We start from the raw sequence: 26,109 nt of genomic DNA on the forward strand, positions 1-26,109 counted from the left end.
TGTTGAGAGATTGTCCTTTCTCAATTTCGATATTCTCACTGAAATCACCTATCAATCCACTGCGGGCAGATGACCCATTAAAATGTATAAGCTATATTTACAAATCATACAACCAGAACGTTAATTTTATGAAACTTGTTACTTACCTCCGGGAAGAGAGCGACCAACTGGCAATATTAGTAGACAACCAGCTCTACAATACCCAGGACCTTCACCCAAATCTCCCCAGCAGTATGCAAATGTTCCTACTCATGTGGGAAGATGTGATCGACATTGCAAAGGAAGCCGACGCACAATTAAAAGCAGGCAAACACGTAGGCATCGCTAGTCCCATTCCACTGGAAAAAGTTACACTAATGGCCCCCGTGCCATTCCCCAATTCCTGCCGTGATGGTTACGCATTCCGTCAGCACGTTGCTTCTGCACGCCGCAACCGCAGGGTAGAGATGATCGCAGAATTCGATCAGTTCCCGGTTTTTTACTTTACCAACCACAATGCTATTCAGGGACCAGGTAATGTATATTGCATGCCTGATCACTTCGAAAAACTGGACTTTGAACTGGAAGCTGCTATCGTAATCTGTAAAGCAGGCCGCAACGTTCCTGCTGAAGAAGCAGATGAATACATCGGCGGTTACATGATCATGAATGATATGAGCGCCCGTACCCTGCAAATGGATGAAATGAAACTGAACATGGGCCCCTGCAAAGGCAAGGATTTCAGCACCGTGATCGGTCCTATGCTGGTGACACCCGACGAACTGCAACACCTGCTCACAGAACCTAAACCCGGTCATACCGGCAATGCTTATAACCTGAAAATGACCTGTCACGTAAATGGTGTGCAGGTAAGCGAAGGCAATATGGCAGATATGGACTGGACCTTTGCCGAAATCGTACAGCGCTGCTCTTATGGTGCGAATATCATGCCCGGTGATGTAATTGGTAGTGGTACCGTAGGTACCGGCTGCTTCCTGGAACTGAATGGCACCGGCAAACTCAATAATCCTGATTATCCTGAACAATGGCTACAGGCCGGCGATGTGGTAGAACTGGAAATTGAGGGGCTGGGAAAACTGACCAATACCATCGTTGCAGAAGAATCAGATTTTTCGATCCTCAAACTAAAGAAATAAATGCAGATCATTCCGGGGCAGGTAACCACCGCCGTACTGCAAGGTTATTTACAGGGCGCCATCGCTCCCAGACCTATCTGTTTTGCAAGCACTGTCGATAAAGAAGGAAGACCTAATTTATCGCCATTTAGCTTCTTCAATATCTTCGGAACTAATCCTGCTACGTTGATTTTTTCACCTTCGCGCAGGGTCAGGGACAATACGACCAAACACACACTGGAGAACCTTTACGAGGTAAAGGAAGTCGTGATCAATATGGTGAATTATGCCATGGTGCAGCAGACTTCTTTGGCCAGTTGTGAATACCCGAAAGAGATCAGTGAATTTGAGAAAGCGGGGTTTACAGCAATTGCTGCTGAAAAAGTACGGCCTTTCAGAGTAAAGGAAAGCCCGGTGCAGATTGAGTGTATTGTTAGGCAGATTATTGAAACCGGTACTGAAGGAGGTGCGGGTAACCTGGTGATTTGTGAACCTGTCATGATCCATATTAGTGATGAAGTGCTGAATGAGAAAGGAGGGATTGATCCGCACAAACTGGACCTGGTAGCGAGAATGGGAGGGGACTATTATTGCAGGGCTTCCGGCGATGCGGTATTTGAAGTGGCAAAGCCGAATACAGCATTAGGGATTGGGATTGATGCCCTGCCCTTGCATATCCGGAATAGCAGCATTCTGACCGGTAATCATTTGGGACAATTAGCAAATGTGCATGAGCACCCGGTGATAGATCCGGCATTTGAGGATGAGCACCTGAAGAATATTTTCCAGTATTATAGTATTACGCCTGATGAGATGGAGCGGGAGTTGCATGCATACGCCCAACGGCTATTAGACAAAGGGAAAGTAGCAGAAGCGTGGCAGATACTACTTGCTGTATAAATCAAAAGGGTTGCGGCCGGAGGCTGCAACCCTTTTGACACCAGGAGATGAGGTTTGCCAGAGGCAAACCTCATCTCCTGATAATAATTATTTCGCTACACTTCCAAACACCTTCTGCAACAGCGCACTCGTTCTCGCCGTTGAATTATTCCTGATATTCTTCTCTTCAATTTTAATCTGATCAAACAGTGCATTCACTGCCATTCCTGTCACATAATCCTGCAAATCCGGATTTGCCTTTTTGAATGTAGTCGGCAGCTTATTGTAGGAATTAATGATGTCAGCATAATACTTAGTAGCGTTAGTGCTATCCAGCGCACCTTTTACTACTGGCGCAAATGCAGCTTTCAGATCAGTAGTGGTTTTACCCTTGAAATATACTGTAGCAGAACTATCCGTTCCTTTCAGAATGTTTAGCGCATCAGCAATAGACATTCCCTTGATAGCAGATACAAAAATTGGCGCTGCAGAACCTACTGCTTTTTCAGCTGCACGGTTGATAGACAGAATTGCCTGATCTACCTGTGCACCCAGACCAACACTTCTCAATGTATTCCCAATCTTAACGGCATCAGGAGGTAATAACAGTTTGTATACCTCACTGCCAAAGAAGCCATCTGTTTTGTTCAACACTCCGATACCTGAAGTCACACCTTTAGAAAGTGCTTCTTTGATGGCACTACCTGCATCACTCTCAGAAATCCCGGTAGTACTACCTGATGCACTGCTGGCTGCACTACTTACTGCCTTACTCAAATTCTTCAGTATCTGCGCCTGAGATACCGTCCCTAAAGAAATACCTGCCAAAAACAGAAGACATAGTTTCTTGTACATATTGATTGAAGTTGTGGTTTACATGCAAATTAGTAACAATATTTAATCTACCAATTCAATTAATGATGAAGGGTAGCTCATCGCACAGCAGCCCCGGATCGCAATGCGATCCGGGGCTGCTACAGGCTATAAATGTAACGTATTTTCCTATTCGTGTATTGCCAGCAAAGGGATATGACTGTGAAAAGCCAGCTGAGTAGTCCGGCTCCTTCTGAACATTCCTTCAAAAAGCCCATGTTTCCGTGGGATAATAAAGATCAGATCGGCGCCTTCCTTTTCTGAAAAATCCATGATCCCATTCACCACATTCTCATTGTCTACAAAATGGTAAATTGGGTTATACCCTTCCAGCAGGGTATCCAGCAGTAAACTCTCCATAGGTGTTTCACCTGCCAGCCCTTTCCCGGAATGATCGATGTTTAACACATGCAGTTCTGCATTAAAGGTACTGAGCAAACTCTTCAGGGTTCCAATGGGCGTATTTTCCCCCATATGTTTAAAATCACACGCGAATACGATCTTCCGAATAGGGTGGTACACGGCATCTCCTGGTACAATAATCACCGGACAAGCGGTATGCCTGGCCACATCTACCGAATTGGAACCAATGAGAATCTCTTCGAAATGACTGCCCCCTTCCGTACCCATTATAATCAGATCGGCTTGCTGATCAATGCAAAATCCATCAATATTTGCTGCCAGCAGGTGATTTTCTGCCCGCAGATCCAGTATTACATTAGCAGGAATTTCGGTTGCCAGCTCCCTTTGCATCTTTTCCAGCCCTTCTTCACTGGCCGCCTTCAGGTCCGCAGGATCTACCATCGGAATAGCCGAAGGCATATCCGGCACCGGCACTACCAGCTCATATGCATGGTACAAAACAACCCGGGAAGCCCCCATCTGGCTTGCCAGTCCCAACGCATAGCGGGCGGCATTATATGCTGCTGCTGAAAAGTCCGTAGGAACAATAATAGTTTTCATCTCATTACTGTTTTTAGTGTGGAATATGTAGAACCTATGGAATAAAGAGAAAAATTAATGCCAAAGGGGAGAAAACAGTTATTTTTGCACTCCATTATTGTAATTCAGTATTTACATGACATCACTATCTGAGCAAGAGATCATACGCAGGGAAAAACTGCAGGAACTGGAAAATGCGGGCATCAACCCCTATCCGGCGGAAGAATATCCCGTTAATAATACTGCCGCAAATATAAAGGCCGTATATAGTGAAGAAACAAAAGACCAACTGCAAAACATTTGCGTTGCAGGCCGTGTCATGAAGAAACGGGACATGGGGAAGGCGGCTTTCATCAGCCTCCAGGACCATACCGGCTCTATTCAGTTGTATATTCGCCGCGATGATATCTGCCCTGGTGAGGACAAGACCATGTTCGATACTGTTTTCAAAAAACTGATCGATCTGGGGGATATTTTAGGTGCTAAAGGCTATGCTTTTGTGACCAAAACAGGCGAATTGTCTATCCATGTTACACAACTGGATTTTCTCGCTAAATCTCTGCGCGTACTGCCAAACGTAGCTGAAAAAGACGGTGAAACATTCGATGCCGTAACCGATCCTGAATTCAGATATCGCCAGCGCTACGTAGACCTGATCATCAACCCGTCTGTCAAGGATACCTTTATCAAGCGTACGAAGATCATGCAGACCATCCGTGATTTCTATAACGACCTGGGTTACCTGGAAGTTGAAACACCGATCCTTCAGCCTATTCCTGGTGGCGCCACTGCACGTCCGTTCAAGACACATCACAATGCACTGGATATTCCATTATATATGCGTATCGCCAATGAGCTTTACCTGAAACGTTTGATCGTAGGTGGTTTCGATGGGGTGTACGAGTTTGCCAAAGACTTCCGCAACGAAGGTATGGACCGTACCCACAACCCGGAATTTACCGTAATGGAAATGTACGCCGCTTACAAAGACTACGAGTGGATGATGCGTACCACAGAAACCCTGCTGGAAAAGATCGCCCTCGCCCTGCATGGTACTACCCTGGTACAGGTAGGAGAGAAGGTGATCGACTTCAAAGCGCCTTTCCGCCGTGTCACTATGTTTGATGCGATTAAAGAACATACCGGTATCGACATTTCCGAAATGGACGAAGCACAGCTGCGTGATACCTGTAAACAACTGGGTATCGGCGTTGCACCTAGCATGGGTAAGGGTAAACTGATCGACGAGATCTTTGGCGAAAAAGCTGAACACAACTATGTACAGCCGACCTTCATCATTGACTATCCGGTGGAAATGAGCCCGCTCACCAAGAAACACCGTAGCAAACCAGGTCTGGTAGAACGCTTTGAACTGATGGTAAACGGTAAGGAACTGGCCAACGCTTACAGCGAGCTGAATGATCCTATCGACCAGCGCCAGCGCTTCGAAGACCAGGTGAAACTGATGGAAAGAGGTGATGACGAAGCGATGTACATCGACTACGACTTCCTCCGTGCCCTGGAATACGGTATGCCACCAACCTCCGGTATCGGTATTGGTATCGACCGTTTGACCATGATCATGACAAACAACCTATCTATCCAGGATGTGCTGTTCTTCCCACAAATGAAACCAGAGAAGCTCCAATAGTCTTCTCTTTCAACCTTATATCCAAAAAATCCGGCTCTTAATGGCCGGATTTTTAATTTACAACAAATCCGATCTATGCAATTACGTCACTTTACCCGCTACATGGCAGCCCTGGGTCTGTTATCCGCGCCACTATGCGCCCAGGATAAAAAAGACCTTACCTACGAGCAGATCTGGAAAAATGCCCCTTCCGGCATTTCCCAGCCACTCCCCAACATAACCGGTTGGGCTGATGACACACATTATATCGAAGTGCGCAATGGCAAGTCTTACAAAGTAGATGTAAAGACGGGTGCAGCGACCGACTATTCCCAGGCCGGCATTGCCGTATCTGTTCAGGATCACGATATTATCTACACAGCTGCTGATGGTACTACCACACAACTGACAAACGATACGCTCACAGAAAAGAATCCTACGATCTCTCCTGATGGGAAATATGTGGCCTTTACCCGCCACAATGACCTCTATAGCGTAGAAATAGCCACCAAAAAGGAAACCCGCTATACCAGCGACGCTTCTGACGTGGTATACAATGGTTACGCCTCCTGGATCTATTATGAAGAAATTCTGGGCCGTGCCTCCCGCTACCGTGCTTTCTGGTGGAGTCCCGATAGCCGCTACCTGGCTTACATGCGTTTTGACGACTCACAGGTACCCATATTCCCTATTTACAGCGAAAAAGGGCAGCACGGCTTCACAGAAAACACCCGTTATCCAAAAGCCGGCGATAAAAACCCGGAAGTGAAAGTAGGCGTGGTGCCCGTAGCTGGTGGTGCTACCACCTGGGCAGCTTTTGACGAAAAGGCAGATCAGTACTTCGGTACCCCTTACTGGACAACCGACAACCACCTATGGATGCAATGGATGAACAGGGGACAGGATAACCTGAAGATCTACGATATCAACCTAACCACCGGCGCTAAAAAGGAAGTGTACGATGAAAAACAGCCTACCTGGATCGACTGGAAGGATGGAATGACTATTCTTGAGAAAGGTAAAGGATTTATCATGAGAAGTGATAAAACAGGCTGGTCACACCTGTACTGGTACAATATGGACGGCTCACTCAAAAAGCAGCTCACGACCGGCAACTGGACGGTGAACTATACCGTAGCCCTGGATGCAAAACAGGAACAACTCTACTTCGTAGCAAGAAAAGAAGCTTCTACCCGCACAGATCTTTATAAGGTAAACCTGAATACAGCGGCAATTACCCGCCTCACCTTCGGCGAATACTACCATGCTGCGACCGTAAGTCCCCATGGCGACTACTTCATTACCACCTATTCGAACCTCAATACACCTGGCCGCATTGCGCTGGTAGACAATAAAGGCAAGGTAATCAGAGAATTGGGCGATAGCAAAGGCGCTCAATTAGCCAGTTACAACCTGGCCGTGCCCAAATTAATGACTTATACTACCCGCGACGGGTTGACCCTGCCAATGACGGTTACCATGCCACTACATATGCAGGAAGGCAAAAAATACCCTGTACTCATCAGTATCTATGGTGGGCCTGATGCAGGCACCGTATACGATCGCTGGAATGGCAACCTGACCGCACAATGGTGGGCCGAAAAAGGTATTATCCAGGTGGTAATTGATAATCGTAGCTCTGGCCAGCTGGGTAAAATGGGCATGAACTACATCCATCGCAAAACGGGTATCTATGAAATCGAGGATTATATGGATGCCACCAAATGGCTCCGTTCCCAGGCTTATGTAGATACAAACAAGGTTTGCATAACCGGTGGCAGTTTTGGGGGGTATATGACCTGTATGGCACTGACCTATGGCGCTTCCGTATTTAACTATGGTATGGCGAACTATTCGGTGACCGACTGGCAGCTCTACGATAGCCATTATACAGAAAGATATATGGATACCCCTGCCGAGAACCCGGAAGGTTACAAGATCACTTCGCCTATGCATTACCTGGACCGCTATAAGGGATTAATCAGGATCGTACATGGCACCATGGACGATAATGTACATATGCAGAACAGTATCCAGTTGGTGAATATGCTGGAAGACATGAATAAGCATTTTGAATTTATGTTAGTTCCGGGAGAGCGTCATGGGTGGAGAACCAGTATCAAGATGAAGCATAGTGATATGGAGATGTACCGGTTTATCTATCGCTATTTACTGGAAGAGCCGTTTCCGGCAGAGTTATAAAAAAAGAAACGGGGCTGCAAGACTACAGCCCCGAAAAATTTTAACCATATCTTTATTGAAAAACCTATATCAAAGGTGCACGTATTTTGAATACACGCAAACCCCATTCTGGTGAATGCTATATTTTTGTTTGGGAACGTAATAAAAAGGAAGTTAAACGTACCGGCTTTTGAAGGGGAAAATCAGTTTTTGAGGGGTGAACGTAACAGATGAGCCGTTAATGGTTATACCTGCCTAAAATATAGAAGGGCGGTAAGAATACCGCCCTTGTAATAATTTTAACCATATCCTATGAAAAACCTGAGTCAAAGATATAGTCTACAAAAATGAGTTATCTTCCTATTTCCGTGAACGTTATAAAATAGTTCGTAAAACAGTAAGAATGAAGAGGTCAGCTGATACATATCAAATAAGATAATATTAATTAATTTTTAAATTGTAAATATTCTTAATTACTAGCCAATACACCATTATCATCCTACTTGCAGGCCATTCTGGACCGCCCTGTCTGGTTGTAACAACACTACTTCTTTATCCGCGCCCACTACACCACGTACCAGACATTCAGAGAAAAAATTAGCCACCTGCTTCACTGGAAAGTTCACTACAGCAACCACCTGTTTGCCGATTAACGTCTCTTCACTATATAATTTGGTGATCTGAGCAGATGAACGCTTAATGCCCAGCTCGGGACCAAAGTCAATTAATAACTGGTAAGCAGGGTTCTTTGCCTTGGGAAAATCGGCTACTTCTATAATGGTTCCTACCCGAATGGCTACCTTTTCAAAATCCTGCCACGTAATCTGTTCCATAATGTTATGATATTGAGGTATTAAGATAATAAAAACCTTCATGAAAGAGGGAATTCACCAATGGGGGATGAAAAACATTTTCAGAAAAAACCCTCATGAACCGGGTTCACAAACGACTATGAAAATGGTGGTACCTTCGACAAAAGTACTACCATGGAACAATCACATATCAGTTTTGAACAGGTTGTGAGTCGCGGCTGTGGCCTCGATGTTCACCAGGAGAATGTAGTAGCCACCATCAGAGGAAATGGGTTGGAAGAACAAACCCGCACTTTTAGCACTTTCACAAGTTCACTTAGGGACCTGGTAGCTTGGCTTGAAGAATCCGGCATTACACATGTCGCAATGGAGAGCACGGGGGTTTACTGGAAGCCTGTTTTTAATATACTGGAACCTCACTTTGAACTTATTCTGGTCAATGCCCGGCATATTAAATATGTGCCGGGGCATAAGACCGATCGCAATGACAGTGCCTGGATTGCAAAATTATTGCTAAGCGGGCTACTAAAGGGAAGTTTTATTCCACCGCAATACACTCGCGAATTACGGGAATTGTACCGATACAAACGTAAAGTAATAGGACAGCGGTCCAGTGAATATAACCGGTTACAGAACATTTTAGAGACAGCCAATATCAAATTGAGCACTGTAGTCAGTGATGTATTCGGTGTAAGTGGCTGGTCAATGATCACTGCCATTATTGAAGGAGAACAGGATCCTATGATATTGGCCAATTTGGCAAAAGGTAGGCTCAAAATCAAAAAACAAGAGCTTATTCTTGCATTAGAAGGCCATCTCAATGAGCATCACCGTTTTATGCTCAGCCTGTCTAAAACTGTTATTTTACAGCTAAATGACCTACTTGGTCAGGTGGATAACCGTATAGATCAGTACTTAAAAAAATGGGAGGAAGAAGTAAAATTACTTCAGACTATTCCCGAGTACAAAAACAAACAGCTACCGCCATCTTAGCCGAAATAGGTACAGATATGCATGCGTTCCCTAATCAGCATCATTTGGCTAGTTGGTGTGGTTTATGTCCTGGTAATAATGAAAGTGCCGGAAAAAGAAAAGTGAAAGAATCAATCATGGCAACAGATCCCTTAAAACCGCACTCGTGGAAGCAGCATGGGCTGCAGCACATACGAAAGATACTTATCTGAAAAGAAAATATTATACTTTGAGTATACGAAGAGGCAAAAAACGAGCACTTATTGCAATTTCACACAAAATCCTAATTGCCGCTTATTTTATACTCAAAAATAGAGTGCCATATATGGAACCTGATAATCAGGAGTGGCTAAAAAAAGAAAGCAGGCGCAGATAAATAATTATCTCAGACGCCTGCGCGAGCTTGAGGCATTACCCCCATCTCAATAAGATTACTAAGTTACAAAAATCGACCTTTTATTGGTGCTTTTTCAGCCTGTAGAAAAAACTGATTTAAGACTCTAAGTACAAACGATTGTTGCTATAAGCACGAAAAGAAAATTTTAATCCTATAGAGTCATATCAAATTATGGCCTGGACGAACTATTTTCAAAGAAAAAAGGCGGTAAGAATACCGCCTAATAATTTAACCATATCCTATGAAAAACCTATTGTAAATATATACTGACCGTTTTGTAGAAAAACCTGCCATTTAGTGAATGTTATAATTTTCCCAGTGAATGCACGATTTAGTGATTATTCGAACATATGCCAGAGTATCATTATATTATAAAATAGATGGCTACATGCACATACTTAATGGCATGGTTCTTGCGTTTTATAAGTACAAAATTTTAGGTTAAAAAATAGGTTAAAGCGAAACGGCCCATCATTGCGTATGCAATGATGGGCCGTTCTCGTTGAGTGAATATCTTTAGTCCAGCATGGTGGTATCCTGTACCACAAACGGACCGGTAGGATGCAGGATGGTGTAGTTTGTAAAGTCCTGATTGGAAATCAGCCCGGTACCATATAAGGTATCTGTTTCCGTACTTATCCTCACCGGCGTATTGGAAATAAACTGTTGCTTTTTAGAATCCCAGTTCAGCTCCTCGCAGTCCAGCCTTTCTCCTTTCTTGTTGATAACCACCACGTGGTCTTTGAGAAAGACATTGGCGTCATTCTCAAAGTATTTGCCATAGCGGGCTGTCAGGGTGCTCTCTACGCTCAGGGTATCGTTGTAAAACAACACCTTCAGTCCGTTATTGAACTCCACATAGATAGGTACCGCCAGGTGGCGCAGCATAGTGGGGGCTGTCAGATTGGCTTTTACGTGCCCATCCTGACTGTACAGGGAGTTAATATTCTTCCCTTCCTCTACAGCAGCGGCTTTTTTATCGAGGTTCATCACAGCCTCCATATCGTTTTCGCACGATACGGTAGCTATCAGGACCCACAGGAACGCTAAACGCGTAATGATTTTCTTCATATATGTGCTTCGGGCAGCAAAATTATGCAATTCCTAAATATCACCTGCTGATAGGTTTCGAAAATGCCCATTCAAATTCACCCGGTCCTTCAACCGTTCCATTTCCGCCATGACAGGCACGACCTTTAGCAGGTGTCGCTTCAGGTATTCCAGCCGCTGCATTTCCTGGAACAGGTGAAGCAACTCATACTCCTCATGCAGTGACAATCCCGCATGATGGGCCAGGTCGTATGAAAGCAGGTCAGCATCTTCCTTTTTAAAGCTCTTATTCACCTGCAGCAGGTTGTGCAGCTCTCTTACAGCCTGCAATACCTGTTTTTGTAAGCGCTCGCTTGAGTTAAATTGATTTTCCGGGTAGTTGACTATAGCGCCTGAGTATAGCTTGTCAGGAATGGATTTGATCACTTCCAGTACGCGAAACACCTTTGTGCCCCTGGTTACGACATCCAGCTCCCCACTCTCGTAAGACTTTTCCACTCGTACTACCTCTACCAATGTACCGTACTCTACTATCTTATGGTTAATCACTGCTGGAATTCCAAAAGGTTTCTGCTCGGCTATACATTCCCGGATAAGCTGTTTATATCTCGGCTCAAATATATGCAGGTTTAGCTGCTCTTCAGGATAAACCACAATACCAAGCGGAAATATTGGAATGAAATTCGTCATGGTTTCTAAATTATAGAATATATCTTTAACCCCAAATTATTAGCAACTGCTTAACTTATATGCCACAACTATTATTCGACTGTGAGAAAATGAAATACCCCAATACAGGACTCTTTGAATTCTGCAAACAACTGGGATTGGCTCTACTTAATAATAAAATGGCAGATGAGGAAATGGTCTATTATGTTCCGGCACAGTATACCGGTTATTTTGGAGAGAATGCGACTTATATCAAAAAGAATTCCCTCCATAAGCACTGGATGCCGACCTACTTTAAACCAACCATATGGCATACCACTTTTCAGACGTCAAGATACATGCCATCAACAGGTAGAACTAAAAAAGTATTGACTATCCATGACCTGAATTGCATTCATGAAAAGATCCATCCAAAACAAATAAAAAGAACCTTAAAGGCTATCCAGGAAAACATTAACCGGGCAGATCATGTTGTAACTATTTCTCAATTCGTCATGAATGATGTGAAAACACACTTGCATTTGAAAGACAAATCTGCAAGTGTAGTGCTGAATGGATGCCACTTAGAAGAATATCCTGACTTTAATGCACCGGCTTATCATCCTACTAAACCATTTCTCTTTACCATTGGAGGCGTCAATGCCAAAAAGAATTTTCATGTATTGCCAGCGTTACTGGTTGGTAATGATTATGAATTGATCATAGCAGGGCCTATTTTCGATGACAATTATAAACAGCATATCCTGATGACAGCACAGGCACATGGTGTTGCCAGCAGGGTAAAAATAATAGGTGCCATATCCTATCCCGATAAATACTGGTATCTTCGCCATTGTGTCGGTTTTCTATTTCCTTCTATTGCTGAAGGTTTTGGTCTTCCCGTCATAGAAGCTATGAACCTGGGTAAGCCATGCTTTCTTTCTGACAAAACAAGTTTACCTGAAATAGGAGGACCTCTTAGTTACTATTTTCACGATTTTGAACCAACCACTATGCAGGAAGTTTTCAGGAATGGCATACAGGATTACCTGAAAAATAATCCTTCCGAAGCTATAAAGGCATATGCAGCACAGCTAAGCTATGATAATACGGCCAAAAACTATCTGAGTATATATCGCAGCCTTTATTAAACGCAACTTTCATTTTTATGCACCGCATCGGTCTGGATTTCGAAAAATTAAAGTATCCACACAACGGTCTTTACACCTTCTGTTTACAATTAGGACAACGACTATTGAACCTGCAGCGGCAGGATGAACAACTGCTGTATTATATGCCCGAATCCTTCACTGAATTCGATGGCAGATTTGAAACCATTCCTTATAAATGGTATGACAGATATGCCTTCTATCCTGAAAAGATGGACGTATTTCATGCTGTGCACCAGACAGGGAATGTCTGGCCCAGAAGGCAGGCGAAAAAAGCACTGGTCACTATTCATGATCTGAACTTCCTGTTTGATCAACGGCTCAGGAACTGGCAGAAACAGCATCACCTGCGCCAGTTGCAGAAACAGGTAGATGAAACGGATATAGTCGTTTCTATCTCCAAGTTTACATTGAGTGTGATCAGGGAACATATCAATGTGCCGGAAAGTAAATGTCATATCGTATATCAGGGCTCTGAAGTAAAACAGTTTCCGGGGTTCGATGCTCCTTCTTATAAACCACAAAAGCCTTTCCTGTTTTCTATCGGCATGCTGACGCCAAAGAAGAATTTCCATGTGCTGCCTTCATTGCTGATAGGGAATGATTATGAGCTGATCATCGCCGGCAGACAACAGGGTGACTACATCAAAAAGATTGAAGCAACAGCGGCAGAATTAGGTGTGAGCAACAGGTTGAAACTGGTAGGAGGTATTACAGACGAAGAGAAATACTGGTATTATAGTCAGTGTCTGGCATTCCTGTTTCCTTCACTGGCAGAAGGCTTTGGCGCACCTGTGGTAGAAGCCATGCACTTTGGCAAACCGGTGTTTTTGTCTGACAAAACAAGCTTACCCGAAGTAGGAGGGGCCGTCGCTTATTACTTCCGTGATTTTGCACCCGATGCTATGCAGGAAGTTTTTGCGAAAGGGCTGGAACACTTTGCCGGCAATGATCGTGCAGATGCTATAAAAAAACATGCCCTGCAATTTAGCTGGGATGCTAATGCAAGCGCATATTTTGAATTATATAGGAGCCTCTTTTAAAGCCGGCCACAGGCCCGCCCGCTCCAAACAAAAAGAGCTTTTGCCAGCGGCAGAAGCTCTTTTTGTTTCTAAATTTTTATATAGTTCCGGTAATCGAACAAACGCTTCCCGGTCCTTTTCTCTATCCAATACAGGATGCTATCCTTGAAACCAAATTTCTTCCTGCTGATATCGTGCTCAAACTTCCAGCCTTTCTCATCAATCCTTGACTGCATCACAGATGGATGTGTACCCTTGAACAGTTCCAGACTATCTACCACTCCATAATCAAACTCCTGGATATTCACCCTCTTCTTCATCTTCTCATCATTCCCGCCATGGTACAACTGGTATGAATTATTCAGCTTCCGTGCCTGTGCTTCCGGATCCTTTACCCATCCATAATGATAGATGTTGGCATCGATCTGTTTTACATGCAATTTCTCTCCTTCTTTTCTGAAACCCTGTGCATCGCGGTAAGAAGAGATCTTCTTATCATTTCTGATCACTCTTATCTCATTCTTATACCACACTCTTGAATCACCAATATAATCGTAGCTACCAAAAAAGTGCATGTATTCAAACAACAAACCTTCTACTCTAGGATCATCTTTATATTTCTCCATTGCAGCCCTTATCGCCGCATAATCTCTTTCATGCACCACCTCATCTGCCTGGATATAAAAACACCAGTCTGCATCGGGACTTACATGTGCAAATGCCTTGTCTGTTTCTACAGCCAGAATACGTCCTCCTTCTTTCAGAGAATCGTCCCATACAGAATGTGTAATCTTAATTTTTGGAGAATCGATTGACTGAATGAGTTCCAATGTTCCATCGTCAGAATCACCTACACTGACAATCACCTCATCGCACAGTGGCAGGATTGACCTGATAGATGCCAATACAGGATAGTCATATTTAACGGCATTGCGAACAAAAGTGAATCCGGCTACTTTCATATAATAGTTATATTGGCTGCGAAGATAATCCGTTATTCGTAATTTAGAAGATGCGTTCTCTATTGACAGACCTCTTACAGGGCTCACCCAGGGCATTGGCCCGATGTATTACCCTGGTGGAAAATGAAGCCAGTGGGTACGAAGGACTGTTGGCAGACCTTCCTGCCAATAACCATACCCGGGTGATCGGCATTACCGGCCCTCCCGGTGCTGGCAAAAGTACGCTCGTGAATGGCTTAATTGAACTGCTGCTGAAACAAGGGAAAAAGGTAGGCATCATTGCCGTTGACCCCAGTTCTCCCTTTAATTACGGCGCATTGCTGGGAGATCGGGTACGTATGGCCCAGCATTTTAACAACGACCATGTTTTTATCCGCTCTATGGCGAGCAGAGGGGCATTGGGAGGATTAAGCCCAAGGATCATTGAAGTAAGCGACCTGATGAAAGCCGCTGGTTTTGACTATCTCTTTATAGAAACAGTAGGAGTGGGGCAGAGTGAAGTGGAAATAGCCGGAATTGCTACCACCACAGTAGTAGTGGTCGTACCGGAAGCGGGCGATGAAATACAAACCATGAAAGCAGGGTTGATGGAGATCGCAGATATCTTTGTGGTGAATAAAGCAGATAGAGATAATGCAGATGCATTTGTAAAAAACCTGCGCATACTGGCCCATAGCCGTGTACAGGAAACAGCCGTTTTAAAAACAGTCGCTACTACCAACGAAGGCTTAACTGCATTGATAGCAGCCATTGACCATCATCAACAACAACTGACCCAACATCCGGAAAAACACGCACAATTACTCACCGAGAAAGCCTGGCAACTCATACAACGCCAACGTATGCGTCCCTTTAACAGGCAGGAATTGTTTCAGCAAATAAAAGCAGCACTTGAAAAAGGAGACTTTAATTTGTACCGTTTTTTACAATCAGTTTACGGAGTATAAAAGCAGGCATTACAGCTACTATCACAGGTAGAATGACCATCCATTGATGTGTAATTTCTATGGATAGTATAATTGCTGCCAGTATGATGGGGAGTCTTCCCGTGAGCAATGCTGCGACACCCACTATGGCAGCCACTCCAAATGTCGTATCATGCACACCAAACAACATCGAAAACAGCAATATACAGCCTGTTCCCAGTGCACCACCTATGAGCACCAAAGGTGTAATCATCAACGCACTGCCAGGTGCACCTGAACCTGCAGCCAAAGCAAGCATTGCAAAACGTACCAATGATAACCCCAGGCAGATCTGCAGATTCATCTGACCGTTATACAGCACTTCTAAAAAGTTATTCCCCGTACCCAATCCTTCAGGTCGTAGCCAACCTAAATAACCAATGATCACAGCAGCAACGACCGGCAACCATTCCCGTTTGTAAGTGATCTTTTCCATCACCTTTATCAACCCCGTTAGTAAAATGCCAAATAGCGATACGACTATACCCGTTATAAAGTATACAGTTAATCCTGAAATCGTAGTAGCGCCTAATTCATGTATGGGAAAAACAGCTCCCCAGCCATGAAACAAAAAACAACACAACGCACCTGTTGCAGCCGACAATAACATGGCGACAACATTCAATAAGGTAAACTCGATAAAACCCAGTTCAAAGACTAATACTGTCGCTGCCAGCGGTGCATGCATCATATATGCCAATGCAGCTGCAAGCGCCGCTGCTTTGAGCAACTTCTTTTCACCCAATACAAATAATCCACTTACAAAAGTACCTTCCACACCAAATGGAAAACCTGTGCCGGTCATCAACAGCGCACCGAGAGGAACCAGCATTTTCTTTCCGAACTTTGCAATCAGGGCACCAGCTACAGCACCTGCTATTGGAATAAGGATGATCCACACACCTAATCCGGAATTAGTAATATCAGGTATATCCGTTTTGAATGCTCCTAAAAAGCAGACCCAGGTGATGAAGTTTATCAGCCGCGCGAGGCTTTCAAACACCAAAGCGGCAAGTACAGCAGTCAACACAGCTAGCCCAATGTTTTTCATATTCTTAACTTCCAGTTATGTTAATGACTCGTTAACAGAAAAGAGTGTTTCTTTAAAATCAATTTAATTCCTCATTTATTACAATCTAATAATAAAATTATTAACCTGATAATCACTAATTCATTTTTGTGAGTAATCGTTCGTCAATAGCATGTTAAAAATTTCACGCCGTATCCCCCCCTACATACATTTGTGTCAACCTAGATTACTGTTATTGATAAATTGATAATTAACCACATATCCATGGAAGTTGCTATTTTCGACACCTATGTGAAACGCCGTGAAGGAGGCTATATGCATTTTGACATTATCGTCTCCGTTGATACTAATTACGAAAGCGTCCTCACATTTGGTAATGCTTACCTCAAATCCCGCTCATTGACTGCGCCAGTGATTTCCTCCCGTGATTGCAGGTTCTGCCATATGCAGGAAACAGTTCCTTCATGGGAAAAGAATATCCAGCAGCAAGGCTATCATATTTACGAACTGGAAGGTTGCAGGTAAAATCTTTAAATACAAAGGGCTGACCATCGCTGATCAGCCCTTTGCTAATAATGATTTGTAATAGTTTATGCCTGTTGTCTGTTATTCCTGTAATAACGGAAGCCCAGAAATGCAATAATAATGAGTGGCGTTACTGCCAGCATCAAAATACCCGCATTCAATCCTTTCGCAGGTCCTTCTCCCAGTTGCTGTGCCGTCTTGGTACAAAGAGAACACTGTGCCATGGTTTGTGTGCTCAGGGCAAGGAGTATCAATGCTATTTGTCCAATCTTTTTCATACCTCAAATTTACGAATTTTAATTGCATCTGCCTTTGGCATAAGATGTAGAGAATTGATTTCTTCAGCGAAGATTTAATCAATTTTCGTCCATTCCCATTATCAATAATAAGGCGCGATCATTACATACACAATCACCCCGGTTACCGCTACATAAAACCAGATCGGCCATGTAATTCTCGCAATCTTCTTGTGCTTCTCAAAGTCATTCTGGAACCCACGCAGCAATGTAAACAACACCAGCGGAACTATAATTCCAGCCAGGATAATATGCGTGATCAGGATAAAGAAATATACATACCTCAATCCACCTGCCGCTGCTTTCTCTGCTTCTGTTACAATATAGTTATGATCTACATCACCATACATAGTCGACTTTACAAAGAAGTGATACGTTACATACGATACCAGGAATATAGCTGACAGCGCCACCGCAATCAGGTTCGCCACCTTGTGTGCTTTAATCTGCTTCATCTTGATAAAATACAGACTTGCCAACAACATCACTGCCGTAGCTGAATTCAGCGCCGCATGAAACAACGGCAATACCGAAACATTAAACCCCGCTTCCATATGCTGGCGCGGCAAAAACATCAGGAGCGCCACGACTACCGGTATCGCTACGGATACAATCGTAATAGGCAGGTTTAGATTTTTGTTTGTAAGACTCATATCAGGATATTTAAAGCAAAAAGTGAAACGGAAACGCTACACCTTAGCGTCTACACATTTCACTTTTATGCTTACTTTTCATTTATTTAATTTTCTTATTCAGTACCTGGATTCAGAATCCTTTGCAGGAAAGGAGGACGATGCTTTGCCTTCTCCAGGTGCAATACAGCGATATCATTTGCGACCTGACGAATTACATTGCTGTCTGTTCCATCATAATACCCCCTGATCTGGCGATCCTTGTCCAGTAAGATCAGTTTCTCTGTATGGATAAAATCATCCGGTCCGCCATCTCCCTCTGTCACACTTACAAAAAACTCATGTCGGGCCAGATCATAAATATCCTTCTTACTACCGGTTAGCAACCACCAGTTATCAGGATTAATATTGCGTTTTAACCCATATTGGCGTAAAGTCTCAGATGAATCTCTTTCCGGATCTACTGTCAGCGACAGCAGTTGCAGTAAAGTATCACTCTTAATATACGCTTTTTGTAGCTTTTCCAGATTTGCCATCATCTTTGGGCAAATGCTGGGACAGGAAGTAAAAAAGAAATTTACCAGCACCATTTTGTTTGGCAGGTCATGTAAGGATACCTGCTGGCCCATCTGGTTGGTAAATGTAAAATCCTTTACCGTATGGTACACCGTATCATACGTTTGCTTCCCATCTTTCATCACAGTATCTACACGCTCCGCAATATAATGGCGGGGGAGTGGTACTGCATCCTCCCGATAGTGATCTACTATCAGGTAGCCCACCAATGGCAACAGCACGGCGAGTACTAATCCTAAAAGTCCTTTCTGTGTGATGGCGTATGGTATTAATTGTGAACAAAAAATTACGCTTTACAATATCCGCATCGCTGGGGACAATGTAAAGCGTAACAGTATAAAAGTAATGAATTATTCGTGGTGTCCCTCTCCGCCTTCGATAACCTGTACTTTCTCAACTGGTTTTGGAGTACCAGGAGCCAGGTTCTTACGCATGTTCTTCCATGAATCACCATCAGCCAGGAAGGCGATGATAAACCAGACAAACAGGAGCAGCGGCATGAGGATCGTCATGATCAGATTCTTGATCTCGTGACCAAGGTGCATGAACTCAGCTACGATAAAGAATGCCTTCACAATGGTCAGACCAATGAAGATAGAGTTTACCAGCAGCTTAGGAGGAAAACCTGTGTTCAGGTGAACCAAAGCCAGCGCGATTTCAACAACTGTAATCGCTAATAAAATCCAAAACGTTTTCCAGATGCTCTTGGTAGAGCTATCAGCTACATGAACATCGTGACCCGCGTCTGTATATGTTGTATTTGACATGTGTTCTCTTTTTAAAATTCCAATTTACTAAATTCCCAATTCCGATTAGAGCAGGTAGAAACAGGTGAATACGAATACCCAAACCAGATCCACAAAGTGCCAGTACAGACCTACTTTCTCAACCATTTCATAGTGACCTCTGTCTTCGTAAGTACCTTTCAGTACGTTCGCCAGGATAAGGATGTTCAATATTACACCAGAAGTTACGTGCAAACCGTGGAAACCGGTGATAGTAAAGAAAAAGTTAGTAAAGTTAGGAGAACCAGCAGTACCATCAGCATTTGCAAAAGGATTACGACCCCACCATGCACCTTCGTGCCACAGGTGTGTCCACTCCCATGCCTGACAGCTCAGGAACGCGATACCACCGATGATCGTCCAGACGAGCCACTTAGCTACATCCTGCTGACGACGCTGGTGACCGGCATGTACAGCCAATACCATGGTTACAGAACTCATGATCAGAATGAATGTCATCAAGCTCACAAATCCCATTGGAACATTTGCATGTCCCAAACCTGGGAACGAACGGAACACCTCGTTAGGGTCAGGCCATGAAGTACTCATGAAGCGGATCGTTCCATATGATATCAACAATGCTCCAAAGGTGAAGGCATCTGACAACAGGAAGTACCACATCATCAACTTTCCGTAACTCACATTAAAAGGAGAATGTCCCCCGGACCACCATTTTTTCTTCGCTGTAACTGCTGTATCCATTGTTTGTTTTGTAAATTAATTTTTAGAAAGTTTATCTGGCGATACTCAGAAAAATCAAAAGGTAAATCCACAGAATGTCTACAAAGTGCCAGTAAGTAGATGCTACCTCAATCGGAACTGAACTGTAGCTTAATACTTTGGTTCTAAAGGCTCTTCCAAACAAAACCAGCAAAACGACTACTCCCCCCAGTACGTGCAGCAGGTGTACACCTACAATCACATAAATAAAAGAAGCAGATGCCGGGCCATTTAAAGGCAGCCCATTATGTGCCATCTGTGAAAATCCAATCCACTGACATACCGCAAATGCTATTCCTAACAGAGCGGTCAGCGTGATCAGCTGTTTGTATGCCTGCATATGTCTGTTTCTGAATTGCTTTACAGCCATCTGAACAGTTACACTACTGGCCAGGATTACTGCGGTGCTCACCCAAAAGATCATAGGCAGCTCAAAAGTGATCCAGTTTGCTTGCGATCGCTTTACTACATACGCACTGGTGAAACCAATAAACATCATCGTAATACTCCCCATAGCAATCCATAGGGAATATTTGTGTGGATGTATCTTTTTACGTTGTTGTAAACTCATCGCCTGCATCACTATTTATTCTTTAAAACCTTATTAAATGTTATGCACTTTGTCAGCTAATAATGCCAACTGCATGATTGTAAGATAAATGTAAGATCCGAACATCAGCTTACGTGCTGCTGCAGCATCACATTTTCTATACAAGTTAATCGCACGGTAAAGGAAGAAAAGCGTGGCCAGAAACACAATCACTGCTGAAATGGCACCGCTGATCCTAAACAGATAGGGGAGACCACCCAGTGGAATCAGGAGGAATGTATACATTACTGCCTGAATAGCGATCATCCTGTTTGGCTCTGAACCGTTTGGTAATAATTTGAACCCGGCGTTTTTATAATCTTTATGTCCAACCCATGCAATCGCCCAGAAGTGTGGGAACTGCCATACGAATTGAAGCGCATACAAAGACCATCCGCCAGCGCCCAGTTCATCCGCTCCGGCTGCCCAGCCAATCAACAGTGGCATCGCTCCCGGGATTGCACCCACAAACACCGCCAGTGAATTCCATCTTTTCCAGGGTGTATAGATAAATGCATACACTACCAGCGATAACAGGCTCAAACCAGCACTCAGCCAGTTGAATGCCCATGCCATGATCAATACACCGGAGATAGCTGTTGCATAGGCCAGGATCCTGGCTTCTGTTTCAGAAACACGGCCAGAGGGCAGGGGCCTTACAGCCGTACGTGCCATCAGCTTGTCTGTCTCTATTTCCAGTAACTGATTGATTGTATTTGCTGAGCCGGATACTAATAAACCACCGGCAAATAATTCAACGATTTTTATCAACGAAAACTCCACCCCAGGAACGAGTAAGTAACCCACTACACTGGAAAACACCACCATAAAGGTCAGGTTAAACTTCATCAGCTGAGAATAATCCTTCACCTTACTGGCTACAGCATACGACAACGACAATTTTATGGAGTTTGCTCTTATCATTTCTTAGTCCAAATCTGCGAGGTGCGCGCTCACAGGGGTCCAAAAATATCAATCTTCACTTTCGTTTTTGAGCTGCCCTCCCTTTTAGCGGGGGAGGGCAACCGGCAGGTCAGGATTAGTGACCGCCGTTAGCTTGTTCTTCCGGAGACAGTGGAACGACCTGAGGAATGAAATCCTGACCATCCTTGCTGTAATCGTAAGCCCAACGGTGAACCTCAGGGATCTCACCAGGCCAGTTACCGTGACCAGGATTAATCGGAGTCGTCCATTCCAGGGTAGTTGCATTCCATGGGTTCTGAGTTGTTAACTTACGACCCTTGAAGATGCTATAGAAGAAGTTGAATACAAACAGGAGCTGAGTAGCAAATACCAGGATCACCACGATAGAGATGAAGTGGTTCAGATCAGCGAACTGTTTGAAAGACTCCCAGTTAGAGTAGTCATAATACCTTCTTGGCATACCCACCAGACCTTCATAGTGCATTGGCCAGAAGATCAGGTAAGCACCACACAGGGTGATCCAGAAGTGGATGTAAGAAAGGGTATTGTTCATGTAACGGCCAAACATTTTCGGGAACCAGTGGTATACACCGGCGAAAGTACCGAAGAAGGCAGATACACCCATTACTATATGGAAGTGCGCGATTACGAAATATGTATCGTGCAGGTGAATATCGATAGAGGAGTTACCCAGCCAGATACCAGTCAGACCACCGGAGATGAATGTGCTCACGAAACCGATGGAGAACAGCATACCAGGAGTAAAACGGATGTTACCTCTCCAGATCGTAGTGATCCAGTTGAACACCTTGATTGCAGACGGTACCGCAATCAGCAATGTCAACAGTACGAAGAAGGCACCAAGGAATGGGTTCAGACCAGTTACGAACATGTGGTGCGCCCATACCAGGAAAGCCAGGATAACGATCGCGAACATGGAACCAACCATCGCCAGGTAACCGAAGATAGGTTTGCGGGAGTTAACCGCCATTACTTCAGATACCATACCCATTGCAGGGAGGATGATGATATATACCTCAGGGTGACCCAGGAACCAGAACAAGTGCTGGTACAGGATAGCAGAACCACCTTCGTTGCTCAGTGCTTTACCATTTACGAACAGTTCGCTCAGGTAGAAGCTGGTACCACCATGGCGGTCGAACAGCAGAAGGATAAAACCTGACAGTAATACAGGGAAGGAAAGTACACCCAGTACAGCTGTGAAGAAGAAGCCCCAGATAGTCAGTGGCATCTTGGTCATAGTCATACCTTTGGTACGCATGTTCAGAATAGTAGAGATATAATTCAGACCTCCCAGCAGCTGAGACACTACGAAAAGTGCCATTGCCGATAACCAGAGGTCCATACCAATTTTAGAACCGATTGACGCATCGCCCAGCGCACTCAATGGCGGATAAGCAGTCCAACCACCAGATGCAGGACCAGTCTGTACAAACAGAGAGCTCATCATCACCATGCTAGCCAGGAAGAAGAACCAGTAGCTCATCATGTTCATGAGAGGAGAAGCCATATCGCGGGCACCTACCTGCAAAGGAATCAGCAGGTTGGAGAAAGTACCGCTCAAACCGGCAGTTAATACAAAGAATACGAGGATTGTACCGTGCATTGTTACCAATGCATAGTAAGCTTCGTCAGTAATACGGCCACCTTTAGCCCATTTTCCCAGTATGCTTTCCATCCATGGGAAAGTAGCATCAGGGAAACCCAGTTGCAAACGGAACAGTACAGAGAAGAAAGCACCTATGATAGCCCAGATAATACCGGTAATCAGAAACTGCTTAGCGATAGTTTTGTGATCCAGACTGAAAACATACTTCGAAATGAAGCCGCCCTCATGGTGCTCATGGTCATCGTGACCGTGGCCATGATCGTGCCCGTGGGCGCCGTGCATTAGCTCCTGTTGACTGTGCAATGTTGCTTCGTTACTCATAATCGGTGCTATTTATATAAAACTGATGTGCGTTCAGTTTTTCTTATAATTATTTAATGTCCTGTGCGTCTTGTGCGTCTAAAAATTCTTCTCTGGCTACAAAGTTACTACTTCACTAGTTTTTAGCCACTGCCTTTTGGGTGCTGTCAGCAGCAGTTGCTGCAGGAGCGGGAGTCGCGCTTTCATGAGCAAGATCAAACTGAGCCTTCTGCTTAGCAGCCCAGGCATCGAATTCTTCCTGAGTTTCTACCACGATGTTTGCCTTCATAGAGTAGTGACCTTTACCACACATCTGATCGCAGGAAAGTTCGTACACATAATCAGGATTGTCCATCTTCTGTCTCATTTCCTTTGTGGTGAACTTTGGAGTTACCCACAGTGTAGTTGGGATACCTGGAACAGCATCCATCTTCATACGGAAAGCAGACAGACCTACGTCATGGATTACGTCGCGGGAACCAATGATGAATTTCACTGGTTTGTTTACTACCAGGTGAATGTCGGTTGTCATGAAGTCATCCTTATTCAGCTGATCGTCCCAATCCTGACCTACAGGGTTGTTGGCATCGTTGATGTTTTTGAAGAACTTACGGCCCAGCTGACCATCTTTACCAGGGTAACGAACCAGCCAGTTGAACTGCTTACCAGTTACTTCAACTACCATTGCATCTTTCGGTGCATCGGAAGTGAGGCGGAACCAGTGTCTTAAACCGAATGCTACCAGGATTGTCAAGGTGATAGCAGGTATTACGGTCCAGATTAATTCCAGTTTATTATTGTGAGGAAAATAGAAAGCTTTCTGACCTTCTTTTTCCTGATATTTAAATGCGAACCAGAAAAGGAGGATCTGGGTGATAACGAAAACGATACCAGTGATAACCAGTGTCCATTTAATCATGCTGTCGATACCTTCACCCTGTACAGATGCTGATTCAACACCAATTTTACCTTTCAGTAACTCATTACAGTAGTAAACACCTATCAGGCCCACCACCAGGAACACGATCATCAGGAAGCCGTTCACCTTGTTAGATTGCTGGCGCGACTTCTTTTCTCCCTTTAATATCGACACATATTCGCTGGCCTTCGCAATCTGGAAGATGACTACGAATATGAGCACAACTACTAAGACTGCTAAATATCCTGACATTGCTATTTTGAATAATTAAGTTATCTAATGCTTTACGATTTACCTAAATCTATCTCTCAGTATTACGGCCAATTAAACCTGGTGTATAATACTTTCTTTCAGATAAGGGTGGTTCTTTGGAACCAGCGGAGCCTTAGTCAGATTTCTTGACACGAGGAAGATGATCAGACCAACAAAACCTACGCCAATACCAAGCTCATACCAAGGGAACACGAGGTGCTGATAAGTACCAGGACCAACCATCTGCCAGAAGTCCATCCAGTGACCAGCGATGATCAGCACAGTGATGAAAGTCATAGAAGACCAGTTACGTTTGTTATCTCTGCTCATCAGGAACAACAGCGGAGTGATGAAGTTGATGATCAGGTTCAGGAAGAAAATAGGTCTCCACTCACCCCACAGACGAGGTTTGAAGTAAATAATTTCTTCTGGCATATTAGCATACCAGATCAGCATGTACTGGGAGAACCAGAGGTAAGTCCAGAAGATACTGAAACCGAAAGCGAATTTACCCAGGTCATGCAGGTGCTCTTCATTCACATTTGGCAGGTAGCCATTACGTTTCAGATAGATAACCCACAATGCGATCAGGGAAATACCAGATACCCAGCTACTCACGAAGGTATACCAGCTATACATAGTAGAGTACCAATGTGCATCGATACTCATTAACCATAACCAGGGAGAGGTAGAACCAACGCTCAGTGCGTAGATTACTACGAAACCACCGCACATTACAGTATTTCTCCAGAGGATGCGTTTACCGCTTTCTTTAGAGAGATCCCATCCATCTTCTTCGATGGACATGTTGCGGAGTTTAACAGTGAACAGTATCCAGAGACCAATTGTCAGGATAGCAGCTACTGTGAAGAAAGTAGGATTCAGGAATGCCTCTTTCCATTTCAGGATTGGATCGTGTTGCACATGTTCTTTGTCAAGCCAGTGGTAAATATGACCAGCTTTACCATAGACCAGGAACATCAGAATTACGAAAAAGATACCACCTAATACAGGAACAGCCATTGAGATGGCTTCCGGTACGCGACGGAAACCAACTTGCCATGCACCATGTGCCAGGGTAGTGGCACCAATAAAGAAGGCACTGGCTAATACTACAAGTAGAAAGAAAGAGCTGTTCTGCAGGAGGCCAGCCCAGAAACGTGTGGAGCCATGCTCACCACTAAATGCGAAAAATCCGATCAACAAAGTCAGCAAGCCAATCCCCATTAACACGAAGCTGGTCGTCTTTAATCTTGCCGGTACTACAAATTGGTCCTTCATTACTGTATATTAAAATACTTAATTAATGCTATT

The 26,109-nt window shown here is 44.1% G+C and carries 27 protein-coding genes and 1 pseudogene; 11 read left to right on the plus strand and 17 right to left on the minus strand.

The features are described 5' to 3' along the window. The first annotated feature begins 128 nt into the window (after window positions 1-128). Together QQL36_RS06960 and QQL36_RS06965 are read left to right on the plus strand one after the other, a co-directional pair. Complete coding sequence (locus QQL36_RS06960) at window positions 129-1,136, plus strand: fumarylacetoacetate hydrolase family protein (protein ID WP_083723012.1); 1,008 nt, start codon at window positions 129-131, stop codon at window positions 1,134-1,136. Continuing rightward, on the plus strand, window positions 1,137-2,015 hold the full coding sequence (locus QQL36_RS06965; protein WP_321569375.1) for a flavin reductase family protein: 879 nt from the start codon (window positions 1,137-1,139) through the stop codon (window positions 2,013-2,015). It abuts the gene before it with no gap. An 87-nt stretch (window positions 2,016-2,102) separates the two neighbouring features. On the opposite strand, the gene QQL36_RS06970 is transcribed toward QQL36_RS06965, so the two are convergent. Both QQL36_RS06970 and QQL36_RS06975 read right to left on the minus strand, forming a co-directional pair. After that, window positions 2,103-2,849 carry a DUF4197 domain-containing protein gene (locus QQL36_RS06970; RefSeq protein ID WP_083722967.1) on the minus strand — a complete coding sequence of 249 codons (747 nt, stop codon included), beginning with the start codon at window positions 2,847-2,849 and terminating at the stop codon, window positions 2,103-2,105. 147 nt (window positions 2,850-2,996) lie between these two features. Continuing rightward, on the minus strand, window positions 2,997-3,830 hold the full coding sequence (locus QQL36_RS06975) for a universal stress protein (RefSeq protein ID WP_083722966.1): 834 nt from the start codon (window positions 3,828-3,830) through the stop codon (window positions 2,997-2,999). Window positions 3,831-3,945: 115 nt separating this feature from the next. On the opposite strand from QQL36_RS06975, the gene lysS reads away from it, so the two are divergent. Then, window positions 3,946-5,460, plus strand: coding sequence for a lysine--tRNA ligase (gene lysS, locus QQL36_RS06980; RefSeq protein ID WP_321569376.1), 1,515 nt, complete (start codon window positions 3,946-3,948; stop codon window positions 5,458-5,460). A gap of 75 nt (window positions 5,461-5,535) precedes the next feature. Next, entirely contained in the window at window positions 5,536-7,641 is a 2,106-nt protein-coding gene (locus QQL36_RS06985) for a S9 family peptidase (protein WP_321569377.1), read from the plus strand. 473 nt (window positions 7,642-8,114) lie between these two features. Here the strand turns inward: QQL36_RS06985 and QQL36_RS06990 are convergent, their stop codons facing one another. Then, a complete protein-coding gene (locus QQL36_RS06990; RefSeq protein WP_321569378.1) occupies window positions 8,115-8,453 on the minus strand; it encodes a tRNA-binding protein in 339 nt (112 codons plus the stop codon). Window positions 8,454-8,606: 153 nt separating this feature from the next. Between QQL36_RS06990 and QQL36_RS06995 the strand changes: the two genes are divergently transcribed. From QQL36_RS06995 to QQL36_RS07000, 3 genes and pseudogenes are all read left to right on the plus strand, one after another. Continuing rightward, window positions 8,607-9,425 carry an IS110 family transposase gene (locus tag QQL36_RS06995; RefSeq protein ID WP_321569379.1) on the plus strand — a complete coding sequence of 273 codons (819 nt, stop codon included), beginning with the start codon at window positions 8,607-8,609 and terminating at the stop codon, window positions 9,423-9,425. Window positions 9,426-9,442: 17 nt separating this feature from the next. Next, window positions 9,443-9,570: pseudogene (locus QQL36_RS35630) on the plus strand (transposase); the annotation flags it as partial. Beyond that, entirely contained in the window at window positions 9,571-9,780 is a 210-nt protein-coding gene (locus QQL36_RS07000) for a hypothetical protein (protein WP_321568094.1), read from the plus strand. A 537-nt stretch (window positions 9,781-10,317) separates the two neighbouring features. Here the strand turns inward: QQL36_RS07000 and lptC are convergent. Together lptC and QQL36_RS07010 are read right to left on the minus strand one after the other, a co-directional pair. Then, window positions 10,318-10,872 carry an LPS export ABC transporter periplasmic protein LptC gene (lptC, locus tag QQL36_RS07005; protein WP_083722962.1) on the minus strand — a complete coding sequence of 185 codons (555 nt, stop codon included), beginning with the start codon at window positions 10,870-10,872 and terminating at the stop codon, window positions 10,318-10,320. A 33-nt stretch (window positions 10,873-10,905) separates the two neighbouring features. Continuing rightward, window positions 10,906-11,541, minus strand: a complete 636-nt coding sequence (locus QQL36_RS07010) for an LON peptidase substrate-binding domain-containing protein (protein ID WP_083722961.1) — start codon at window positions 11,539-11,541, stop codon at window positions 10,906-10,908. 59 nt (window positions 11,542-11,600) lie between these two features. Here QQL36_RS07010 and QQL36_RS07015 point away from each other — a divergent pair, with 59 nt between their 5' ends. Beyond that, a complete protein-coding gene (locus QQL36_RS07015; RefSeq protein ID WP_321569380.1) occupies window positions 11,601-12,650 on the plus strand; it encodes a glycosyltransferase family 1 protein in 1,050 nt (349 codons plus the stop codon). A 17-nt stretch (window positions 12,651-12,667) separates the two neighbouring features. Then, a complete protein-coding gene (locus tag QQL36_RS07020) occupies window positions 12,668-13,711 on the plus strand; it encodes a glycosyltransferase family 4 protein (protein WP_083722959.1) in 1,044 nt (347 codons plus the stop codon). A gap of 68 nt (window positions 13,712-13,779) precedes the next feature. On the opposite strand, the gene QQL36_RS07025 is transcribed toward QQL36_RS07020, so the two are convergent. Further along, window positions 13,780-14,652, minus strand: coding sequence for a glycosyltransferase family 2 protein (locus QQL36_RS07025; RefSeq protein WP_321569381.1), 873 nt, complete (start codon window positions 14,650-14,652; stop codon window positions 13,780-13,782). Between the two features lie 50 nt (window positions 14,653-14,702). On the opposite strand from QQL36_RS07025, the gene meaB reads away from it, so the two are divergent. Beyond that, window positions 14,703-15,599 carry a methylmalonyl Co-A mutase-associated GTPase MeaB gene (gene meaB, locus QQL36_RS07030; RefSeq protein WP_083722957.1) on the plus strand — a complete coding sequence of 299 codons (897 nt, stop codon included), beginning with the start codon at window positions 14,703-14,705 and terminating at the stop codon, window positions 15,597-15,599. Here meaB and QQL36_RS07035 read toward each other — a convergent pair. After that, window positions 15,559-16,668, minus strand: coding sequence for a chloride channel protein (locus QQL36_RS07035; RefSeq protein ID WP_321569382.1), 1,110 nt, complete (start codon window positions 16,666-16,668; stop codon window positions 15,559-15,561). The genes meaB and QQL36_RS07035 overlap by 41 nt on opposite strands. Window positions 16,669-16,911: 243 nt before the next feature. On the opposite strand from QQL36_RS07035, the gene QQL36_RS07040 reads away from it, so the two are divergent. After that, window positions 16,912-17,172, plus strand: a complete 261-nt coding sequence (locus QQL36_RS07040; RefSeq protein WP_083722955.1) for a DUF2024 family protein — start codon at window positions 16,912-16,914, stop codon at window positions 17,170-17,172. Window positions 17,173-17,237: 65 nt separating this feature from the next. On the opposite strand, the gene QQL36_RS07045 is transcribed toward QQL36_RS07040, so the two are convergent. From QQL36_RS07045 to QQL36_RS07090, 10 genes are all read right to left on the minus strand, one after another. Then, window positions 17,238-17,450, minus strand: coding sequence for a hypothetical protein (locus tag QQL36_RS07045; RefSeq protein ID WP_083722954.1), 213 nt, complete (start codon window positions 17,448-17,450; stop codon window positions 17,238-17,240). Between the two features lie 101 nt (window positions 17,451-17,551). Next, the gene (locus QQL36_RS07050) at window positions 17,552-18,121 is read right to left on the minus strand and encodes a DUF420 domain-containing protein (protein WP_083722953.1); all 570 of its coding nucleotides are present in this window, start codon (window positions 18,119-18,121) and stop codon (window positions 17,552-17,554) included. A gap of 95 nt (window positions 18,122-18,216) precedes the next feature. Further along, window positions 18,217-18,897 (minus strand): SCO family protein, encoded by a 681-nt coding sequence (locus QQL36_RS07055; protein ID WP_083722952.1) that lies wholly within the window; start codon window positions 18,895-18,897, stop codon window positions 18,217-18,219. 129 nt (window positions 18,898-19,026) lie between these two features. After that, the gene (locus QQL36_RS07060) at window positions 19,027-19,443 is read right to left on the minus strand and encodes a cytochrome C oxidase subunit IV family protein (RefSeq protein WP_083722951.1); all 417 of its coding nucleotides are present in this window, start codon (window positions 19,441-19,443) and stop codon (window positions 19,027-19,029) included. A gap of 45 nt (window positions 19,444-19,488) precedes the next feature. Then, window positions 19,489-20,163 carry a cytochrome c oxidase subunit 3 gene (locus tag QQL36_RS07065; protein WP_083722950.1) on the minus strand — a complete coding sequence of 225 codons (675 nt, stop codon included), beginning with the start codon at window positions 20,161-20,163 and terminating at the stop codon, window positions 19,489-19,491. A 31-nt stretch (window positions 20,164-20,194) separates the two neighbouring features. Then, window positions 20,195-20,752, minus strand: a complete 558-nt coding sequence (locus QQL36_RS07070; protein WP_235643655.1) for a heme-copper oxidase subunit III — start codon at window positions 20,750-20,752, stop codon at window positions 20,195-20,197. A gap of 33 nt (window positions 20,753-20,785) precedes the next feature. Further along, the gene (gene cyoE, locus QQL36_RS07075) at window positions 20,786-21,670 is read right to left on the minus strand and encodes a heme o synthase (protein ID WP_321569383.1); all 885 of its coding nucleotides are present in this window, start codon (window positions 21,668-21,670) and stop codon (window positions 20,786-20,788) included. Window positions 21,671-21,809: 139 nt separating this feature from the next. Beyond that, entirely contained in the window at window positions 21,810-23,645 is a 1,836-nt protein-coding gene (locus QQL36_RS07080) for a cbb3-type cytochrome c oxidase subunit I (protein ID WP_083722947.1), read from the minus strand. 115 nt (window positions 23,646-23,760) lie between these two features. Beyond that, window positions 23,761-24,795 carry a cytochrome c oxidase subunit II gene (locus QQL36_RS07085; RefSeq protein WP_083722946.1) on the minus strand — a complete coding sequence of 345 codons (1,035 nt, stop codon included), beginning with the start codon at window positions 24,793-24,795 and terminating at the stop codon, window positions 23,761-23,763. A 72-nt stretch (window positions 24,796-24,867) separates the two neighbouring features. Then, entirely contained in the window at window positions 24,868-26,076 is a 1,209-nt protein-coding gene (locus tag QQL36_RS07090; RefSeq protein WP_083722945.1) for a quinol:cytochrome C oxidoreductase, read from the minus strand. Between the last annotated feature and the right edge of the window lie 33 nt (window positions 26,077-26,109).

The sequence above is a fragment of the Chitinophaga sp. LS1 genome, from assembly GCF_034274695.1.
In the GTDB taxonomy this organism is placed as follows: Bacteria; Bacteroidota; Bacteroidia; order Chitinophagales; family Chitinophagaceae; genus Chitinophaga.

Excerpts from the sequence above, each read along its gene's own strand:
- QQL36_RS06960 (WP_083723012.1), top strand. The coding sequence starts at position 129 with ATGAAACTTGTTACTTACCTCCGGGAAGAGAGCGACCAACTGGCAATA.
- QQL36_RS06965 (WP_321569375.1), top strand. The coding sequence starts at position 1,137 with ATGCAGATCATTCCGGGGCAGGTAACCACCGCCGTACTGCAAGGTTAT.
- QQL36_RS06970 (WP_083722967.1), bottom strand. The coding sequence starts at position 2,849 with ATGTACAAGAAACTATGTCTTCTGTTTTTGGCAGGTATTTCTTTAGGG.
- QQL36_RS06975 (WP_083722966.1), bottom strand. The coding sequence starts at position 3,830 with ATGAAAACTATTATTGTTCCTACGGACTTTTCAGCAGCAGCATATAAT.
- lysS (WP_321569376.1), top strand. The coding sequence starts at position 3,946 with ATGACATCACTATCTGAGCAAGAGATCATACGCAGGGAAAAACTGCAG.
- QQL36_RS06985 (WP_321569377.1), top strand. The coding sequence starts at position 5,536 with ATGCAATTACGTCACTTTACCCGCTACATGGCAGCCCTGGGTCTGTTA.
- QQL36_RS06990 (WP_321569378.1), bottom strand. The coding sequence starts at position 8,453 with ATGGAACAGATTACGTGGCAGGATTTTGAAAAGGTAGCCATTCGGGTA.
- QQL36_RS06995 (WP_321569379.1), top strand. The coding sequence starts at position 8,607 with ATGGAACAATCACATATCAGTTTTGAACAGGTTGTGAGTCGCGGCTGT.
- lptC (WP_083722962.1), bottom strand. The coding sequence starts at position 10,872 with ATGAAGAAAATCATTACGCGTTTAGCGTTCCTGTGGGTCCTGATAGCT.
- QQL36_RS07010 (WP_083722961.1), bottom strand. The coding sequence starts at position 11,541 with ATGACGAATTTCATTCCAATATTTCCGCTTGGTATTGTGGTTTATCCT.
- QQL36_RS07015 (WP_321569380.1), top strand. The coding sequence starts at position 11,601 with ATGCCACAACTATTATTCGACTGTGAGAAAATGAAATACCCCAATACA.
- QQL36_RS07020 (WP_083722959.1), top strand. The coding sequence starts at position 12,668 with ATGCACCGCATCGGTCTGGATTTCGAAAAATTAAAGTATCCACACAAC.
- QQL36_RS07025 (WP_321569381.1), bottom strand. The coding sequence starts at position 14,652 with ATGAAAGTAGCCGGATTCACTTTTGTTCGCAATGCCGTTAAATATGAC.
- meaB (WP_083722957.1), top strand. The coding sequence starts at position 14,703 with ATGCGTTCTCTATTGACAGACCTCTTACAGGGCTCACCCAGGGCATTG.
- QQL36_RS07035 (WP_321569382.1), bottom strand. The coding sequence starts at position 16,668 with ATGAAAAACATTGGGCTAGCTGTGTTGACTGCTGTACTTGCCGCTTTG.
- QQL36_RS07040 (WP_083722955.1), top strand. The coding sequence starts at position 16,912 with ATGGAAGTTGCTATTTTCGACACCTATGTGAAACGCCGTGAAGGAGGC.
- QQL36_RS07045 (WP_083722954.1), bottom strand. The coding sequence starts at position 17,450 with ATGAAAAAGATTGGACAAATAGCATTGATACTCCTTGCCCTGAGCACA.
- QQL36_RS07050 (WP_083722953.1), bottom strand. The coding sequence starts at position 18,121 with ATGAGTCTTACAAACAAAAATCTAAACCTGCCTATTACGATTGTATCC.
- QQL36_RS07060 (WP_083722951.1), bottom strand. The coding sequence starts at position 19,443 with ATGTCAAATACAACATATACAGACGCGGGTCACGATGTTCATGTAGCT.
- QQL36_RS07065 (WP_083722950.1), bottom strand. The coding sequence starts at position 20,163 with ATGGATACAGCAGTTACAGCGAAGAAAAAATGGTGGTCCGGGGGACAT.
- QQL36_RS07070 (WP_235643655.1), bottom strand. The coding sequence starts at position 20,752 with ATGAGTTTACAACAACGTAAAAAGATACATCCACACAAATATTCCCTA.
- QQL36_RS07080 (WP_083722947.1), bottom strand. The coding sequence starts at position 23,645 with ATGAGTAACGAAGCAACATTGCACAGTCAACAGGAGCTAATGCACGGC.
- QQL36_RS07085 (WP_083722946.1), bottom strand. The coding sequence starts at position 24,795 with ATGTCAGGATATTTAGCAGTCTTAGTAGTTGTGCTCATATTCGTAGTC.
- QQL36_RS07090 (WP_083722945.1), bottom strand. The coding sequence starts at position 26,076 with ATGAAGGACCAATTTGTAGTACCGGCAAGATTAAAGACGACCAGCTTC.